Source organism: Methylobacter psychrophilus, assembly GCF_025583945.1.
GTDB classification, from domain to species: domain Bacteria; phylum Pseudomonadota; class Gammaproteobacteria; order Methylococcales; family Methylomonadaceae; genus Methylobacter_C; species Methylobacter_C psychrophilus.
In genome coordinates this window covers 1-20,712 of the sequence record NZ_JAOEGU010000045.1, presented here as the reverse complement: position 1 = coordinate 20,712, position 20,712 = coordinate 1, and the positions used below count along the sequence as shown (strand labels likewise).

The following is a 20,712-nucleotide window of genomic DNA, read 5'->3' as shown; positions in this document are numbered from 1 at the left end:
TGTTGCCAGATGTCATAAAAATAAAGGCATCCTGCCAGTTCTTGATGGGGGATTTTTCTGATTTAAAATAAGAAGTTATTACTCAGTTAGCGTTGATATGTCGAATGATAGCCCCCATATAATGCCTTTACATTGACATTAATAAACACCATTGAAAAAGAAATGCATAGTGCTACTAACGGAAGATGAACGCATTTATTTGGGAAGTTTGATCCATACCGGAAAAGTGGCCGCTCATAAAAGACTACACGCTGAAATACTGCTCAAAGCGGATATTAGCGATTTAGGAAAAAAATGGCTGGACCGGCCAATAAGCGAAGCTTTTGGTATTTCAACGCGTACCGTCGAATGAGTCCGGGAGCGACTGGTTCAAGAAGGTTTGGAATCAGCTTTAAATCGAGCAAAGTCAATTCGCGTTAAAATCCGTACTATTGATGGTGAGAACGAAGCTCATTTGATCGCATTGAGTTGTGGCGACGCACCGGAAGGTCGAAGTCGCTGGACATTACGTTGGCAAAATAAAGAGTGGTGTATTCCGGCTAAAAAAAATGCTGAGTTTGTTTGCGCTATGGAAGATACCCTTGAGGTTTACAAGCGACCTTATGATGAAGCACAACCACTGATTTGCATGGACGAAAGCAGTAAGCAACAGATTAAAGACACGCGTACACCCATACCCGGCAAAGCTAGTTACAGTCGCTCGGTACGCACGGAATATGAACGTAATGGCGTAAGTAATGTTTTATGTTTTTTGAACCCTTGCAGGGCAAAAGAATTGTTGAAATAACCGATCAAAGAACAGCCATTGATTGGGCGCATCAGATACGTAACCTGTTTGATGTCCACTACCCGCAGGCTAAACGTATTACGCTGAACACCCATGCTGACGCCTCTTTATATAAGGCATTTGAGCCAAAATAGGCGAGAAGAATTTTTGAAAAACTGGAAATACACTACACGCCAAAATATGATAGTTGGTTAAATATGGCCGAGATAGAATTAAGCATCCTTTCACGGCAATGTATGGGTCGCCGTATTCCAGATCAAGAAACGTTAAAAACAGAAATTTTAGTGTGGCAAGAAAAAAGAAATGCTATTGCCCACCCTATGGAATGGCGATTTACTACGGAGGATGCACGGATAAAACCGAAGAAACCTTATAATGTCAGATGCTATATCAGTAATTTTTAGTTTACTGACTGAGTACTACTCTTATTCCGCAATTAAAAAAGAAAGTATTACATTAAGACCTAACCACTTTTTTTCTCGCTCGTGTAGATAAAATAGGAGCTTTACTATGCAGAATACACATCAAAGTGATAAAACAGACGTTTCAGTCGAATCTAGAATTACACAGCACAACAAAAGGAAGGCTTATTTTGTTGGCAGCGGAATCGCCGCTCTAGCCGGTGCTGTTTTTCTTATACGGGACGGTCTTATCACAGGCGAGAGTATTCACATTTTGGAGGAGCTTAAGGTCATTGGTGGCAGTTTGGATGGGGCCGGCTCATCTGACAAAGGCTATATCGTTCGTGGTGGTCGGATGATTGAAGAACATTATGTCTGTACTTATGATCTTTTGGCAACCATTCCCTCCCTGACTGACCCAGCCAAGAGCGTCAAAGCTGAAATTTTCGAGTTTAGCCACAAATATGTCAGCTCTTCCAGATGTCGCTTGGTTAGGGATGGCCAAAAAGTTGATGTGTCATCATTTGAGCTGAGTGAAAAGGATCGCTTGGATTTACTCGCGCTGATTATGCATTCTGAAGATTCGCTGGGAGCTAAACGCATCGAAGATTGGTTTTTACCCACGTTTTTCGAGAATAATTTCTGGTTGATGTGGGCGACAATGTTTGCGTTTCAACCCTGGCATAGCGCGGTCGAGTTTAAACGGTATCTGTTGCGATTTATTCAGTTATTTCCTGATTTCCACAAAATGGGCGGCGTCTGGCGCACACCTTATAACCAGTATGATTCAATGATACTGCCGCTAATTACCTGGCTTAAGGCGCAAGGGGTGCAGTTTTCGTTAAACACCGAGGTCACTGGACTCGATTTCGACTTAGGCGGCGAACACCGGGCGGTAAAGGGTATTCGGTATAACAACAATGGAGAACCTGACAGTATTGTCGTCTCACCGGATGACTTGGTGTTCGTGACGCTGGGATGTATGACAGAAAACGCTAGCCTAGGATCTATGACAGCACCTGCCATTCTAAATTCAAACAAATCAAACGGTGCCTGGTCGCTGTGGGAAGATATTGCTAAAGGCTGCCCTGGGTTCGGACATCCCGCAGTTTTTGCCGATCATATTGATCAGACCAAATGGCAGTCGTTCACCGTAACTCTCAACGATCCAGCATTCTTCCAGTTCATAGAAGAATTTACCGATAATGAGGCAGGCACGGGAGGCTTATTCACGCTGACAGATTCGAACTGGTTCATGAGTATCGTTCTGGCGCATCAACCGCACTTCATCAACCAACCTGAGAATATATTCGTATTTTGGGGTTATGGGCTATTCCCGGACAGGATTGGTAATTTCGTCAAGAAACCCATGTCAGAATGTAACGGTAAAGAGATTCTAATTGAGCTATTCCAGCACCTCAAACTTGGCGACAAGACGCAACCTATCATTGATGCGGCAATCTGTATTCCTTGCATGATGCCGTTCATCACTAGCCAATTCATGCCCAGAGTCAAAGGGGATCGGCCAGATGTAGTACCGGTTGGAGCGAAGAATTTCGCATTTATCGGGCAGTTTTGCGAAATTCCGGATGACGTAGTGTTTACCGTTGAATATTCGGTTAGATCAGCGCTAATGGCTGTCTATAAGCTTCTTGATATCAAGAAGGAAATTCCATCCGTATTCAAGGGTCAGCATGATGTCGGCGTACTCTTAAACGCACTGAAAACAATGCACAGATAGCAGCGATAAAGCCCTGACGGCGCTTTATCTGTGGAACTATTTTTTCAAACCTCGCGATTAGAGCGTTTTATGGCATCTGGGGCTACAGGCGGCCACAGCCTTTGTGCCCAGGCAGACAAGACTATTTCCATTTCTCCTGTATCAGCAATTTTAATGTTTCAAGTAAGGTATCCTGCAAACTTTTCAGCTCACCAAAGCGGGCAAATGCCGCCTTTGTGTGATCCTCTGCATGCAGGTCTATTACCTCTGCATGCAGGTCTATTACCTCCGCAGCCAGTTTGTGTAGCTGTTGGTGCAGTGGCAAGATAGTCTGTAAGTTCGTTTGCTTATTAGGGTTCTGGCTAGGGTTCTGGGTATTTAGCCAGTTGCCAAAGCGGCAATTCAGGTTATTGGGTCGGGGGGTATCAAAATTGGAATTTAGATAGTTTTCTATGCCATTAATCCATACACCGTGTTCGGCATTGACAAAGAGTAACGGTAAATCATCACGCATAAAAGAAAGGCGATCAAGCCAACTGGTGTCAGGTTTCCAGGTAGACACCCAGCTTTCCAGTTCGGCAGCGGGCATGGGATAAGCAATGGCATAGCCTTGCGCCAAATCACAACCGATTTGCAGCAGCATTTCACCGTGTTGGGTTGTCTCCATGCCTTCGGCAATAACCTCAAGACTGAAAGCCGAGGCCAAAGCCAGCACGCCTTCTACAATGGCCAGGTCATCGGTATCTTGCAACATATCGTATATAAAGCTCTGGTCAATCTTAATCTGTTTGACGGGTAAGCGTTTTAAATAGGTTAGCGATGAATAACCGGTGCCAAAGTCATCCAGTGAAAAATAGATACCGATCTTCTGGCAATTCTCAATTAACTCAGATACCTTGTTTAAGTCTCTCATTGCACTGGTTTCCAGGACTTCCATTTCCAGATCGCCCGGTTTGACCGCCGGATGTGCTGCCAGCAATGTGCGCAGGCATTCAAGGAAGCCATCTTGCTGTAACTGACGCGCACCAATGTTAATGCTGATCGGCAGATTTAAACCAGAGGCATGCCAGCATTCAATCTGCGCCAATGCGGTATTAATAACCCATTTGCCGATATCAATAGAGAGTGGGTGATTCTCAATCAACGGCAAAAAATCTGCTGGCACCAGCAGGCCTTTGTCTGGATGTTGCCAACGAATCAAGGCTTCGGCACCAATAATTTTGCCCTGACGCAGATTAATTTTGGGTTGATAATAAAGCACGAATTCACCTGCGGCCAGGGCATTGCCGATGTTTTCCAGACTCTCGTTGTGAGTGCGGGTAAGATTGTCCAGATCAACATCAAAGATGTGGCAACGATTTTTTCCTGTTAGCTTGGCTTGATACATGGCCTGATCGGCCTGGCGTATCAGTATATCGGCATTCACTTCTTCCATCTGTGGATAAAAGGTAATGCCCATGCTGGCGGAGACCTGCAAAGTCACATCGTTAAAGGGTTCAGGCATTGCTGCAGCAACGAGTAAGCGATTAAATAAAGGCGTACAGTCTGCAATGTCGCCAACATCAACCAGTAATGCAATAAACTCATCACCGCCGATACGAGCAAGGGTATCGCCCTCGCGCAGCATTTGTTGCATATTATTCGCCACGGCAATCAGCAATTGATCGCCCGCTAAATGACCATGAGTATCGTTGATGATTTTGAAGCCATCAAGATCAAGAAAGACCAACGCCAGTAATTGTTTTTTGCGTTTGCACTGAACAATAGCTTGGTTTAGGCGATCACCCAATAACATTCGATTAGGCAGATTGGTTAGCGCATCAAAGTAGGCGCTATGTTCTAACTCGTTTTCATGTTCTTTAGCCAGGGTAATATCGGATAGGAGCGCTACATAGTGAAGTGGTTTTCCCTGTACATCGAACACACTACTAATATTTTCCTTCACGACATAAATTTGTCCATTCTTGTGACGGTTCCAAATTTCGCCGTACCAGTGGCCTTTTTTGTTCAGATCATGCCACATACCGGCATAGAAATCTTGTGTCTGACGACCTGAGCTGAACAGACGTGGGTTTTTTCCCAAGATTTCGTCACGACTGTAGCCGCATATCTCAGTTAAGGCATCATTGACCTGGATGATTGTACCCTTATTATTAGTGATCATGATGCCTTCGCGGGCATGAGTGAAAACGCTGGCGGCAATTTTAAGTGTTTTCTCTGACTGCTTGTGCTCAGTAATATCCTGAAAAAAAGCGGTAAACTGTCCGCCGGCATAGGGCAAACGCTGAGCGCTGATTTCAACATCAAAAATACTGCCATCCTTACGTCGATGTTGGGATTCAAAACGATTAATGTCCTGCGCCAGATTATTTTCTATAGCCTTAGCTGTTTCTGGTGTTTGCAGATCAGAAATCTGCATGGTTTTTAACTCCTGCTCGTTATAAGCGCTCATCCGGCAGTAGGCTTCATTAACTTCAAGCAGTTGCATTTCTTTGTCCATCAACAAGAAGCCATCGATAGCATCATTAAGAATGGTCCGGTACTGTTCTTCTTTTTCTCGTAGCATCGACGTTAACTCGAATTGCTTTTGAAAAAAAACAAGTCGCTGTTGTCGCCAAAAAAATAGTATTATCGCGCCGCAGCTTAACTCCAAGAGACACAAAAGCAGAAGGGTTAACCAAAACCGTTCTTGCAGCGGCGCATAGATTTCCGATTTATCTTGTTGAGTCACAATAAACCAAGGTGAGTCTGGAATGGCTTTTAATGCGGAAAGCACAGGAGCTCCTCGATAATTTATACCATCGACAATGCCTTGCTCGCCTAAAACCGCTTTTACGGCAGGAAGCTCTTTTTTGCTGAGTGGAAAGTGCAGAGTGAGAGCGGCTGTGGTATTAAAGCGAAGATTGTTAAGAAAGAGAACCTCATCACCCTCCCTGCGCACTAGCAGTGTTTCTGCGCTGGTGCTTGGTGTAGGCGAGGACTCAATCAAGGGATATAAGAACGTAGAGGGATCAATGCGGATCACTATCGCGCCCAAGGGTTTATTATTGTCCGTTTTATCAAGTAATGGGATTAACAGTGCCAGATAGATCTGCTGGCCATCCTGAGTTCGATAAAAATCCTGTATCAAAATTTTGCCGGTTTGCATTGAGGTCAATGCCTTTGCTTTTACAATGGGATCCAAGGCATTTACTTGTTCAGGCACTGAAATCTTGATATCACCTTTTTTATTCAGAAAAAAGGCATGAGTATAGCCAAATTCTTTAAAATAGCTGATATATTGATTAAGCCAGTCTTGCATCTCTGGTTGCGATAACACGGTATCCGGATTTACCAGTAAGCGTTCGATGCGGGCGGTCATTAAAATATTCTGGGAAAGAATGGCATTAACTAGGCGCTCTTTACGCCACAAAACCAGTTGATCTACTTTTAACCTCGATATGGCAAGTAGTTTTTCTTCTGTTTGATGACGAAAAATCAGTTCGATACTAAGATAATTCTGATAAGCGCCGGCAATGATGCCGGTCGAAAAAATAACAAAAATAAAAAGGTAAGTTGGCAGCTTAGAAAACATAATGACTGCCTGGACTGACTGCTGTAAAAAATTGCGATAGCTAAGGGTCAACAGTGCTAGCCCTATCAGCAATAACATAACGCTGGTATTAAGCGCCGGGATAATCGGTAAATTACTCACGATCAAGGGCAAGCCAACAAAATAAATTACCAGCAGTCCGAAACTTATTAAGAAGATCAAACCACCAAGGCAGCAGGCCAGCCATCTTCGCCATAAAATATCGGGTTTATTGGCTCTTAAGAAAAGAAGGCTTACAAAGGCTAGCAGGAAACAAAAAGCGGTAATAGATGAGATATGGACGATAGCTTCATTACTAAATAGGCCGATAATAGGCAGGCCCAAGAGTTCTCCCAAAAGGTACGCCTCCTTAAAATTCAGTACGTACAATAACAACGCAACCATTGCGCCCACCCAACCTAAAATACGGGCGATCACCTGTATGATGCGGCCTGATAACATTGTTATAAAAAGCCCCAGATCGATGCTAAATAACACAGAGAGCGCCGCAGTGCTTGGCGCCATAGGGAGAGTGCCGAACTCCCAATTGGTGAGGGCTGGCACCTCCAGTGCCCAACCCAGTAACGTTAATAAGCCAATCGCTGCCACCAAGAGGGTTAGCACCCAAAGCACAAATGTGCTTAAAGCTTCTGAGCGTGTTGGTTGGGTGCTTGTTGCTTCAGTTGTCATTAACAGGTGCCCCATTTATAGTCATGTCTCATTAAGCACAGATAACAATGCTAGACCTTTCACTCGATGTTCAAATTTTATAGCACAGAAAAACCATAGGGAAGCGTCCAAGTTAACGTTGCTTATAATAGTTAGTCTCACCTTGGATAGTCGAGTGAAGTTGCCTGGGTTTAGAAAGAGCTGGGAGTTAGAATAATACAACCCGAATTATGCCACTTTCCCTAGTGGCTAAGCTATTCTTTTTATTTGTTAGCCTTCAAGAAATTTAATTGATATTTATTCTTAAGGCTTTTACCTGCTTCTTATAGGCTATAAACCGAGTTCATAAGAAATTTTGATGTTAAAAATGGGTTATTGTGTTCGGCGACAATTACTCTGTCCGGACAGGATAGTTGACGCCGGACATTATTGTACGTAACGCACCATAGGGTTTGTTGCTAACCCTTTCATAGCCATATTTGCCGATGATTTTACGATCACCAAATCTTATCTTTAATTAATCGGTATTTTTTGGGGCTGTATACCGACATAAACCTGGAGCTTTTCGTCTGAAAAATCATATGCCCAATAAAATTAAAGTGTCCATTATGCGACAATAAAATGGTTGGTATCCGATGAGCATAATAATTGCACAAACCTATGGCGTTAATGTTTAATTATTCAATAGGTTTGTGCATCATGGAAAGCCACAAGCGACGTAAAGGCTCGCCGTGTTGTGCAAATGAACGTTTGTGTAATGCTAGGCAACGCGAATTAAAGGTAGAGTGTTAGGTACATTTACCGCTCTTTGTCCTCAAGATTCCGAAAACAGTTGATGAAAAAATCTCCAACGGGGCTGGAAAATGTATTTTTGAAATCCTATGGTGCGTTACGTATATTTATACAAAATAACCCTATCTACCTCAATCATTAACCAAGCACCACCAGCACCCGATGCAGGTGCCCATCATTCCGTAAGGTAATGCTATTACCCTTTAACGGGTATTCATCATCCAATTTTATCGTAGTAATTCCCTGGCCTGCTCCATTTGTGTTTTCAAGCGTAATTTCATAACGGGTATTGTCGTGCTGATAAAAAATGCTGTAACTACGCCATGCTTTGGGAATACAGGGATCAAAAACCATTTTGTCGGCACGAATCTGAAAACCCAAGATCGATTCCAGTCCGGCTCTATAAAACCAGCCTGAAGCGCCGGTATACCAAGTCCAGCCACCACGTCGTAAGTGCGGTGGCTCGGCATAGATGTCCGCCGCCAGCACATAGGGCTCAACCTTATAGGCATAAACACCCGTACGGGTAGCCGTGCGATTAATCGGATTTAGTATGCGCAGTAGCTCCATTGCCTGATCACCTTCACCGAGCATGGCATAGGCGATGACTGACCAGATCGCCGCATGCGTATACTGTCCCCCATTCTCGCGTACGCCTGGGGGATAGCTCTTGATATAACCCGGGTCTCGCTCAGTTTTGTCGAAGGGTGGCGTGAATAACAACACCAGGTCGCCGTAGCGAACGAGATATTCCCGTACCGAATTCATTGCCCGATGGGCCCGTTCGGACTCGGCGGCACCAGAAATGACTGCCCAGCTCTGCGCAATGGAATCAATACGACACTCAGTGTTAATGGAAGAGCCCAGAGGTGTGCCGTCATCAAAATAGGCACGCCGATACCATGCCCCATCCCATCCGTACGCTTCGACTGCAATCTTCAGTTGATCAGCATGCTCGCGCCAACGGATAACGCGCTCATTTTCTCCTCGCGCTTCAGCTATATTTGCGAAGTCGGCGAGCGTGGCAATCAGAAACCAAGCCATCCAGACGCTCTCGCCCTTGCCTTGGTAGCCAACCCGGTTCATACCGTCATTCCAGTCACCGCTGCCCATCAGGGGCAAACCGTGCGTCCCTGTTTCCAGACTTAAATCGAGTGCACATGCACAGTGCTCGAATAACGTCGCTTGCTGCATAGATTGGGTTGGCTCGAAATAAGCGTCATCCTGATCCGGGTTTAGTGCAGGGCCATCCAGAAACGTTAACAGCTCATCAAGCACGCCCCTATCGCCACTCACTTTAATATAGTGAGTCGCCACATAGGGTAGCCAGACACGATCGTCAGAAAAATGCGTGCGTACTCCACGACCAGACGGTGGGTGCCACCAATGCTGTACGTCACCCTCGGTAAATTGGCGTCCCGCAGCACGAACGATTTGGGCACGGGTCAAATCAGGCCGGGCGACGGCCAGCGCCATACAGTCCTGGAGTTGATCACGAAAGCCAAAGGCACCACCCGCCTGATAGAAAGCAGCCCGAGCCCATAGTCGGCAACTCAGGGTTTGATAGAGCAGCCAGCGGTTTAACATGAGATCGAGCTCCCGATCTGGCGTTTTCACTTGAACCTTGCCGAGCACTTGTTCCCACGATTGCTTTACCTTGGAAAAAGCTGTTGCTGACCCGGTGGTCCGATAGCGCTGTACCAACTCACTGGCATGGTCACGATCATTGCCTTGTCCCAACAGGAAAATGATCTCAACGCGCTCGTTGGGCTCGATTTCAATCACTGTCTCCATGGCGGCGCAAGGATCCAGTCCTGCGCCGACACGGCTTTTTAGTGCCTTGAGCGTTAGCAGGCCGGCAGGCGCATCAAGACTGCCGTTGCGGCCAATAAACTCGGCCCGATTCCCGGTCCAGCCGGTCTGCCTGCCGCCAAGATCGGCGAAGGCGATACGATGACCGAATTCTATACTCCAGGGATTATAAGCGAACAGCGCACCAGTGCGTGGATCCAGTTCGGTGATAATGTGCGGTGCAGTGATGGAACGTGAAGCACCAAGCACCCATTCCACGTAGGCTGCGACCGTAAGCCGGCGACTTCGTCCGGAGACATTCTTTAACGTCAAAGACGAGATCTTGACCGGATCGTCCGTGCTGACGAATTGTAGAAGTTCGCTATGAATCCCGTGCGAACTATGTTCGAAACGGCTATAACCCTGGCCATGGCGAATCACATAACTCGCATTGTCAACGCGGATTGGCAACGCGGTCGGACTCCATAATTCGTTCGTCTCATCGTCACGCAAATAAAAGACTTCTCCGGATGGGTCACTGACCGGGTCATTCAACCAGGGCGTCAACTGGTTCTCCCGGCTGTTACCGCTCCAAGTGCAGCCACTGCCTGATTCCGAGACCATAAAGCCGAACTCGGCATTAGCGATGACATTAATCCAGGGAGCCGGTGTCCACTGACCACTATCAAGCACAATCACATATTCACGTCCGTCATCCGCAAACCCACCCAGGCCGTTGAAGAATTCGAGTGGTGGGACCGCCAACCGGAATGCCTGGGTTCCTGGATCGAGCAAGGCTTTCGGCATAACGTAAGCTGCCTCCGGGCGGCGGCACCTCAACAGTTGCTCGGCCAAAGTGCCACGATTGCTGACCAGCACCGCGCGTGCAACTGCTTGAAGCAGCAAGCGTTCTTCCACCGAAAGCTGATCGGCCCGCATGACAAAAATAGAACCCTGATTCTCATGCCCCTGATGAGCCGAATACGCCTGATTTTCCCGCACCATACTTTCCAATAACGTCTGCAGATCATCAACATAAGACACCTTTTTTTCGTTCAGGATCACCAGATCAACAGCAAGACCTTTCATGCGCCAGTACTCGTGCGCACGCAATAGTTGCTCAACAATAGTCCGGTCTTCAGGCTCTGCTACGCGTAACAACAAGATCGGACGGTCTCCCGAGATACCATAACGCCAAAGCCCGGAAACATTCAAGGTATTCATCTGAATCAGTTTGCTGGATGACCGCAGCAAGGAATCCGCATAGAGCAAACGGTTGCCCAGATCCTGAAACAGCTGGGCCTCGTTCGGCTTGGTACGTAGATAATGCAGTTGCACATGGGCGTGAGTCCATGCCAAGGCAGACACGCGTTCGAACGTGGCGACGTTGTGGTATTTGTCGGCCAGATCCTTTACTGCCTCACGTGAGCTTGCAATTAAAGTGGTAAAGGTTACGTGTTCGGTTGCTCCTGCCGCAATATAAATGCGTGTGCGCAGACAGAATATCGGATCGAGAACCGCCCCAATAGTCTTCGTTAGCACGCGTCCATCCATCACTGCAACAGGTTCCCGTAGCGTTTGTCCACGCCCGATAAAGCGGATTCGATCGGACTCATATTGGACTCCGCCATCATCGGCTTGGCTGCTAGCCAGCACATGGGCAGCCCAGATTATAGGGTCGCCGACCGCACGCTGGCGACGATGTGCAATCAAGCCGCAGGCCTGAGGCAGATAGTCGGTTTCGATGAACAAATTGGAAAAAACAGGGTGTGCGATATCGGCAGGAGAGGGGGCGAGTACAATCTCCGCATAAGAGGTGATTTCGATTTCCCGGGCATACGGCCCATTATTGGTTAAACTTAAACGCCGGATTTCCGCATCGTCCTCAGGCGAGACGACAATCTCCAGTACACTAGATATCGTGCCGTCCCTGCGAGTAATACGAACACGGTCTTCGGCAAAGAACACCTCGTAGAAGTCGGGAACTGCTGTCGTTGGCTGGTATCCCGCAGACCATACGGCGGCGCTAGCGACATCACGCAGATAGATATAACTGCCCCAAGCATCCCGCGTCACATCTTCGCGCCAGCGCGTCACCGCCAAATTCCGCCACAAACTGTAGCCCGATCCGGCGGCGGTGATCATGACCGCATAACGTCCGTTGGACAGCAAGTGCGTGGACGGTATTAAAGACGTCGCAGAAGGTACACGCCTAAGTGGCGGCTGCACGACTTCCTTGGCGTCGGGAAGATCCTGGAGAATCGGCAGACTACTGGTATCCGCACCGCTTGGGACGCGCTCCTGCAACAACAAGTCAGCCGCCTCAATCAGCGGTGTGCCGTGGAAGCGATGGCGCATCGCCCCGTTATGGACGACATTGGCAATGGCTATCAGGGACATGCCCTGGTGGTGGGCCATATAGCAACGCACAATCGCGACCCGCTGACCTTCGGCAAGCCGAACAGGAGTGAAATCAAGCGCTTCATAAAAACCGAAACGGCCTAGTGCGCCCTCCTTTTCCAATCGCCCGAAATTTTCCACAGCGGCTTGCGGGAGGTACATCGCAGCCAAGGCCGTGGCATAAGGGGCAATCACCAGATTTTCGCCAAGGCCACGCTTCATGCCCAGACCGGGTACGCCAAAAGCCTCATATTGATAGGTGAAAAACAGGTCGCGGTCATTGAATGCCGACTCCGAGACGCCCCACGGCACATCATGCTCCTTGCCATAGCCGATTTGCCGCTTCACCACCAGGCGGCAGGTCTGATCAAGCAGACTATAACGTGGCGTAAACATCACCAGAGAGGGCATCAAGTATTCAAACATCGATCCAGACCATGAGAGCAGCACGTTACCACCGGCAACATGAGTCACCCTTCGACCAAGGCGAAACCAGTGTTTGCTTGGCACATCGCGCTTGGCAATCGCAACGAAACTGGCCAGGCGTGCCTCGGAGGCAAGCAAATCATAATAACTAGCCTCCAGGGTACCTTCTGTCACGCGATACCCAAGGGAAAACAGGTGACATTTAGGATCATAAAGAAAGCTAAAATCCATGTCGTGGAACAAAGTGTCTATCTGTGCAGCCATGTTTTCCAAGCGTTCCGTCAGTGCTTTGACTTGTTCTCCGGCATGCCAAAGTAGCTTCGTCATTGTTTCCAGTTCAATGGATTCAAGGAAGCTTACAGGCGTGGCCTCAAGATCAGCCACGCCGCTCATATAACAGCCCGAGAGGTCATTTAGGTGAGTTTCCAGGGTCAATGGCTTCCGAAACAGCGAAGAACAAGGATGCTGTACTTCTGATTGAGTACTCACATTGAGGTGACGGGCGAAATGGATCCACGGAACCAAGTTATCCACATCGCGAGCGTGAGAGCAGATGTCATCGCGTAGCAAGGTAGCCCACACCAGCATTTCACTGTCACCCGCATCGCCGCATTCGGCGGTGTAGGCTTGCGCCATATCCTGCAACCTGTCAGCGCAGCCTGTCAACTGCCGCCACAACTGACTCCAGCCGTCCGGGCCATCAGGATGATTTTCCAGAAGCGTGCCAAGAACCACCGCTTTTTCTCGCAACGCTTTCAGGGTAACTGTGAACGTACGTCGGTCATCGCTGATTTTAGTGAGTGAGACCATAAATAGTTGATAGGTATCCGCCAGACCTGCCAACGCGGTAGAGAGTGCAACCGGTCGCTTCAGTGTTTCCCGGCAGATATAGGCCAGCGTGAGCAAATGTCCCGCCAGGTTACCACTATCCACGGTCGATATATACCGAGGTTCCAGTGGGTGTAAATCGCAGGTATCGTACCAGTTATAAAAATGACCGTGTTGACGCGGTAGCGAATTAAGTGTCGTCAGCGTGTTTTCGAGCCGGTCGACCGTGTCCATCAGGCCGATCCAGCCGAAATCGCGGGCCGCCACGACAGACAATAGATAGAGACCGAAATTGGTCGGCGAACTGCGATGAGCGGTAACGGCTAGCGGATCTTCCTGAAAATTATCCGGCGGCAGATAACTCTCCTGTGCCGTCACAAAGGTCGTAAAAAAGCACCAGATACGCCTCCCAATCAAGCGGAGTTGCTCACTATCCCCTGGCAGTGGAGCCTCTGCCCAATCGAGTTTGGGCGGGAGACTCAAGGCGCGGCCGAAGACCGGTGCCAGCCACCATAATAGCAGAAAGGGTGCCGCGAACTCGATGCCGACCGGATTGAACAGTAGCACCACCGCACCGGTACCAATGAGGACAGTGGTCGAACTGCTCATGGACACGATAAGGTTCTTTAAATCGTGACCTGCCGCTGACTTTGCCTGCAAGGCGGTGACCCAGTTGAGCAATTGCCGCCGGGTAATAAACAGCCTAATCAGGGTGCGGCCGATGGCATCCATCATTAGCAAGGCATGTTGTGCGAGTAACGTCAACGATACCAAGCTGTTGCCGATTGTCCATAGCACATTCTCTCCGACCACTTGCAGATGGGTACCCAACGAGATGCCTCGACGGGGCCAAGTGAGCCCACTTATAATCGTCAAGATAGCAGGAAAAGCCAGAGCCGTTAGTACAAACCCAACCAGGATGGCCTGCGGTGCATTCGGGGTAGCCCAGGTTGTGACCAAGGCAAATAAGGCCCCCGGAGCCGAAAGGGAACGACGTAAATTGTCGAGCATTTTCCAACGCCCGATTAAAGGCATCCCCTTGCCACGAGGTCCAAAGATCCAGGGTAATAGTTGCCAATCGCCTCGTGTCCAACGGTGCTCACGCAGTGCTGCCACTTCCGTATGAGAAGGAAACTCCTCAAAAAACTCGATATCGTTAACCAGTGCACAGCGTGCATAGACACTCTCAAACAAGTCATGACTGAGCAAACTATTTTCCGGCACACGCCCGGCCAGGGCGGCTTCGAAAATATCGACGTGATACAAGCCCTTGCCAGTAAAAGTACCGAGTGCAAACAAGTCCTGATAGAGCTCGGACGCCGAACTGGAATAGGCGTTCGTGCCGGAACTCCCGGCAAAAATCCGGTGAAACAGCGAGTGCTCTTGCCGATGCGGCAGAGTCGGCGTCACCCGTGGCTGGAGGATACCGTAGCCATCCACGACACACTGAGTAACTGGATCGAATACCGGCCAGTTTAGCGGGTGGGCAGCCATGCCTACCAATTGGGAAACAACTCCCATGGGCAACTTCGTATCGGCATCAAGCGTAATCACATAACAAACGCCAGAGGGCGCTTGCGCTGGCTTGCCATCCATCGGGAGAAAAGATGTGTCGGCAGCGCCACGCAGCAGACGGTTAAACTCATGCAGCTTGCCGCGCTTACGTTCCCATCCCATCCACTTGCCTTCACAAGGATTCCACAAGCGTTTTCGGTGAAACACAAAAAATAGTTGCTCTCCATACTTGGCATTGAGTTCGGCAACCGCGCCAGTGGCCAGGCTCAACAGACGGTCATCGTTCGGTAGTGTTTCCTGTTCCGCATCCTTCCAATCGGACAACAGGGCAAAACGCACATAGCTCTCGGGATTGGCCAGATAACGGATCTCCATTTGGTCAATTTGCTCTTTTACACCGGATTCACTAACGAACATCGTGGGTACGACGACGAACGTGCTTAGCGTCAAAGGCAGGCTGTCCTTGAGCTCAAGCTGTGACTGGTGACTTGGGTCGAAGCGTGGCAGATAACGCGGCGGAAGACTCGAAATTATAAACCGGTTCACCAGGCCAACGGCGATATCCGAGGCGGGAAACATCCCAAATAGCGCCAGTAAGAACAACGGTAATCCGTTGAGCCCCGCCTCGACACTCGCAACCAAAGGAATTTCGAGCAACAATCCCGTTAATAGACCAATACTGCCCATATAAGCGAGTCCCGCGTGGGCGACATAGCCGCGCAGAAACCGTTGTTTGAAGGTAGGCCGATAATCGATTTCCTGTTCGAATACATAACGGCCGGCACCGATCAAGTAATAGCCAGGTTCCTGCTGTCGGTTATCGGCAGTGGGCGACTCACTGACGCGCTGGATCTTGTCGAGCACCCGACGAGCGATCTCAACTTCAGAATGCACCGAGCGTTTGGCAAGATCCTCAATAGCGTGACGGTAACGATCGCGAGTCAGAAAATTCATCGCCCCATAGCCCTTATGAGCACGCAAGCATGCATCTATCAAGCTCGCATCTTCGGCGAACTTCGACCAGTCAAACGTAGAAATTGCACGCATGCTGATAATGATGTTACGGACTGTCTGGTTATCAGCGATCTGGTCGGCATGTTCCCGACGGACAATTTCATCAAGGCTGACACCTTGCTGGCCCAACCAGTCATTCAGAAAATCGAGACTGAGCACAGCTCCCGGATGCGGATCATGTAAACGTTGCAGGATCTGAACCACAAACGCCTGACAAAGCTGAGGAGCAGGCAATATTCCCTCAGGAAGGGGCGAATCCGCTTTATCAGTTTGAGGGGCAATTTGTTCGAACCTATCGAGGAATTCATCGCCCAGTTGACGACCTTGTTGGGAACGCATGATACGGACGGCCATGCGGCGAAGATTCTCGACCAGCAAAACCCGCAGAGTACTGGGTATCGCCCAGAGCTCTCCGATCTTAAGAGGTTCGACACTTTGGTATGCCCGCACGAAAAGCGTCAGCAAATCCGGTTCAAAGTGGCTGTCGGTATGGGCCACTAAGGCCCAAGCAATGCCGTATACACGTGGATAGCCCGTAAGGACACCTTCGGCCAATTTGGGCAGATCCTGGTAAAAGCTTTCGGGAAAGTCGACGTGAATGTCGCTGACTTGCTCCTCGAGCACATGAAAATTATCCAGAAGCCATTCTGCTGCCGGCGTGATGGCGTGTTGCTCAAGGACTGCCTTGGCAACAGCTTCATAGGCATCACGCAACACCCGGCAATTTTCGCGCACCCGCGGAATTAGCTTTTGACCTTTCTGCCGGCTACTGATTTTTTGCGCATGCGCCAAACTTACCGCATGCTGTTCCAGTCGTTCTGTGCTGAACAACTCGAAGCGGATGGGCGCTTCCTCGGCACCCGGATGCTCGATTCTACTATAGTGCCGTCTTTCTCGCTGCTTGGTCATGATTTGATTCTCCGCGTCGCAGTAAAAATAAAGCAAGTCGTTATCTGTGCCAGATTCATGTGGCTGTAAAATAGCTGGTAATTTTTTATGTTCTTTTCTGGGAAAACGGATAAATTTTCCAAGCTTTTTAACACACCACAGCCGATGGTTCAGTCTCATGCCTGAAACCTTCGAGATGTGCTTGACTACTCTGATATGGCCATCTATAAAATCAGGATCATTATGCTAAATGACGGGTACGCCGTAATTGTTAGCTAGTATCCCGAGTCAGCGCTACCCGTGTTCGACTCGTTCCTAGCCATCCTAATCGTCCGTAATGAGTGTGCTGGTAGCGGTAGCCAGAACTCCGGTGTAGCGCTGGATGGATTTTTGCTTGCTTGCCTAACTCATGATACGCTGGTAAATTTCTTTATGGGTCCGATAACACTCACAAGAAGCGGCTTCCAGGCCGACGCGGTCGAGAATAGTTATGTCCCCGCGGCGGTAGCTGATGAGCTTTTGCTTGAGCAACGAATTCGCCGCTTTGGTGATGCCGACGCGCCGTACCCCCAACATAGAGGCCAGGAATACGTGAGTGATATGGAAATGGTTCAAGTGCGCCCGGTCCTGAGTCATTAACAGCAAACGGGCGAGGCGCGGCTCTAAAGCATGGAAACGGCTACAGGCGGTCATTTGCCCGAACTGGCTCATCGACACATAAAGGTAGCGTTTCAATTCCAGTTGCAGAGCCGGACCCTGATCAAGTTCATGCAAGAACACTGCCGTCGGCATGCGCAATGCAGAGCCTGCCGCATGAACCAGAGCGTAAAATGGCGCGACATCGACTCCCAGTGCAAGGGTGATTCCAAGCATGCCTTCATTACCGATCAATCCCACTTCCAAGCCCGCGTCGCCATTAATGCGGTTTACCAAGGAAATAGCGCTTCCCGTCGGGAAGTAAACGTTCGAAATGAACTCTCCGGGGCGATAGAGCACCTCGGCAAAAATGAGCTCTATTTCTTCGCAATTGGCGAGCAACTGTTCGCTAGCCTTACGGGGCAGGGAAGCCAGCAGACGATTGTTAGCAAGGACAGCTTGGGTGGACGACATATATACTCTGCTGCGATAGTTGGGTAAACCTGACCGGCGTCATAAGGATCAGGGCATTGATAAATCCGTTAGCGGAGATTGTCACGAAACATGTCCTCACTAGTCTGGAGGCGACATTACAGCATCAACTATCTTCCGTCTGTACGTTAGCGCACATATAAACGTTAGACCAAGAAAGACGGGGGCGAGGATAAGTTCGCTAACCCAAGCGGTTATTCTACTACTCAGTAGCTCGGAACATTAAATCCGTTAGTGCCATGACTGATTTTTCGCAACTAATATCTTCCAGAGAAAGAAGAAACGCTTGTTTCAAGTGCTGCACGATAAGGCATGGCTCGACTTCGGAAGGTCAAAGGATCACTGCGGACCGAGGTAGCCGGCGATCAAATTCCGTTTTGACCACTTGGTAGCATTCGCAGACCCGCATTTCCAATCCGGGCCGGTCTAGTACTCTGATGTGGCCACGGCAATAATTAATCAATCCCGCTTTCTGCAATTTGTTTGCGGCTTCCGTGACGCCTTCGCGGCGCACGCCGAGCATATTGGCGATCAATTCCTGGGTCATGATCAACTCGTTCGCAGCGGACCGGTCGAGGCTTAGCAGCAGCCAGCGACAGAGTTGCTGGTCCACCGAATGATGCCGATTACAGGCCGCTGTTTGTGCCATCTGGATCATGAGTGCCTGAGCATAACGCAGCAACAAACGGTTGAGTGCCCCGCTACGACGTCCCCCAAAGCGATCGAATTGCTGTATAAGTAAATGCGCTCTTAGCCGATAAGCGTAGCCCCCGCTCTGTACAATGGCCCGATTAGGCATGGTTCCGCCGCCCATGACGAGGTCGACACCAATGATGCCCTCGTTGCCAATCACGGCGATTTCGGCCGATGCGCCATTCTCCATGACATAAAGCTTGGACACAATGCAGGTCGTGGGGAAATAGGCATGATGCAACTGATCCCCAAACTCGTAAAGGATTTTGCCGAGCGGCATAGGAACCTGTTCCAGATGGGGGAAAAGGCACGCGTATTCGACTGCCGGGAGTGCGTTGAGAAGATAGTTTTGTCGAGGACAAAATTCAGTCATAAGCACTCTTCCTGTTTATTAGTTAATAGTGACTGGCATTAGTTTTAACTATTCAAAGATGGACACAATTTTGGCAAACAATAACGCTCTTTAGCGTTATTTCTGTTGCGGAGGCTTTAAATCCCCTATAAATTTAGGCTGTACCGCGTGCAAACACATCATACACGGTGCTGCTTGGCCTATTAAGGTTTCCCATTCACATTACTGTCACGGTTTGCGGCATCCTCTCTAGCGCTAGCTTCAGCTTCACGAGCGCGAGCTTCCGCTTCAAGCGCGTTAGCTTCAGCTTCACGTGCGTGAATTTCAGCTATTTCTGCGGCTTTTCTTGCGTCTTCTGATTCTGTATCGGTTGACATTTTTTTCTCCAAAAAAAAACTATAAAATAGGCGTTTTTGACTAAAAAGTAGGTATTGGAAATCAGATCGACTTCAAACGAGCGGCTTTGTGCCTATCCAACCAATTCACTCGCCCACATCCGGAACGTTCTGAACACAAATTGACTAGTAATCAGTCAATCCTATCTTGACGAGTAAAGCATGGACAATTACGGGTGTGTAATGCGAAGTTTACTCGACATATCAAAGCTGATTGATTACTAGGAGTCTATCCAATAACTAACATACTAGTCAGTGGCTATCAGTATATAGTGTTTTTTAATTCTTTCAAGACACACCGCTGGATAACGATAATTCAAAAAGGACATTGTTTATACTTGGGAAGTATTGCGTCAAACGAACGGAATATCAAAACGGTGGCTGTAAATAATTCCGGTGAGTTTCATGTTCATTTTCTGTAAAAATATTTGAGAGTATCACGTTGCTGCCGTGCAGCACGGGCCGGTTTGCCCTGACTCGCCTGCACAGCAGCTAAGCAGTACAGGTTATTTGTCTTTCTTAATATCATCCTTGATATCACCAAGACCCTTCTGGACTTTGCCGACGTTCTTTTGGACATTTCCTTCAATTTCCATACCCTTATCGTCCAGTATCACGCCAGCGGCTTCCTTGACTTTACCTTTTGCTTCTTCGACCCTGCCTTTTACTTGATGGGGTTAATTAACCAACAGAACGGTTTGTTCCACGACCTCTCTGAAATCCTTGTGGTTCGTGGTTTGTAGAGAAAAAATCGATTCTATGGCGCTCAGCAATATTTCATATAACACGTTGAATATAAATAATATTTCTTGTCCGGAAAAATTCATGGCTTTTATTTTCACATTTAACCGTATATTTCATATTGTTACGCGCATATTAAGTATTTTATACCAATTATAAAGGCGAGGGTTTTGACAAACTCTGAAATCCAAATTGGCTATTTATGCCCATCTATCAAAAAAGTGAAAAGTAATGTTTGGTGGCTTATGGCATCAATGCTGAGGAGTGCAAAAAGTAAACTTTTTGCACTCCTATAATTACATGATTTTATCTATCTATATCAGTAGGATAGTTCAATACCTTCGCCAATTGGCATGAGTAATTTGTAGATATCGGAGGAAGGAGAAAGGTCAGAGAAGGTAGAATACCGCTTCTAACAGAGCATTGGCACCCAAACTGACCATGAACGAAATCATAGCAATACTCAACACCGTGAGTCCACATTTAAAAGCCCGCACGCTAAAGCAGATGACCCTGCTTATTGAAGCCATGCTGTCGATGACGGGGCGAGTAACCATGCTGAGTTTGTCGCGTTGGACTGAAAAAGGTGGCAGCTATCGAA

General features: G+C 48.4%; 6 protein-coding genes and 2 pseudogenes. 2 read left to right on the top strand and 6 right to left on the bottom strand.

Translation table 11 applies throughout. From position 1 onward, the window contains the following. Window positions 1-151 precede the first annotated feature (151 nt). Both N7974_RS16085 and N7974_RS16080 read left to right on the top strand, forming a co-directional pair. Window positions 152-1,191: pseudogene (locus tag N7974_RS16085) on the top strand (transposase). Between the two features lie 106 nt (window positions 1,192-1,297). Further along, entirely contained in the window at window positions 1,298-2,929 is a 1,632-nt protein-coding gene (locus tag N7974_RS16080) for an oleate hydratase (protein ID WP_262966602.1), read from the top strand. Window positions 2,930-3,050: 121 nt separating this feature from the next. On the opposite strand, the gene N7974_RS16075 is transcribed toward N7974_RS16080, so the two are convergent. The 6 genes and pseudogenes from N7974_RS16075 to N7974_RS16050 form a co-directional block, all read right to left on the bottom strand. Beyond that, window positions 3,051-7,169, bottom strand: a complete 4,119-nt coding sequence (locus N7974_RS16075; protein WP_262966601.1) for an EAL domain-containing protein — start codon at window positions 7,167-7,169, stop codon at window positions 3,051-3,053. Window positions 7,170-8,078: 909 nt separating this feature from the next. Continuing rightward, window positions 8,079-16,823 (bottom strand): GH36-type glycosyl hydrolase domain-containing protein, encoded by an 8,745-nt coding sequence (locus tag N7974_RS16070; protein WP_262966611.1) that lies wholly within the window; start codon window positions 16,821-16,823, stop codon window positions 8,079-8,081. Between the two features lie 381 nt (window positions 16,824-17,204). After that, window positions 17,205-17,912, bottom strand: a complete 708-nt coding sequence (locus tag N7974_RS16065; protein WP_262966600.1) for a Crp/Fnr family transcriptional regulator — start codon at window positions 17,910-17,912, stop codon at window positions 17,205-17,207. A 349-nt stretch (window positions 17,913-18,261) separates the two neighbouring features. After that, the gene (locus N7974_RS16060) at window positions 18,262-18,996 is read right to left on the bottom strand and encodes a Crp/Fnr family transcriptional regulator (protein WP_262966599.1); all 735 of its coding nucleotides are present in this window, start codon (window positions 18,994-18,996) and stop codon (window positions 18,262-18,264) included. Between the two features lie 182 nt (window positions 18,997-19,178). Further along, window positions 19,179-19,352, bottom strand: coding sequence for a hypothetical protein (locus N7974_RS16055; protein ID WP_262966598.1), 174 nt, complete (start codon window positions 19,350-19,352; stop codon window positions 19,179-19,181). Window positions 19,353-19,876: 524 nt separating this feature from the next. Then, window positions 19,877-20,041, bottom strand: a pseudogene (locus tag N7974_RS16050) (CsbD family protein); the annotation flags it as partial. Window positions 20,042-20,712 lie beyond the last annotated feature (671 nt).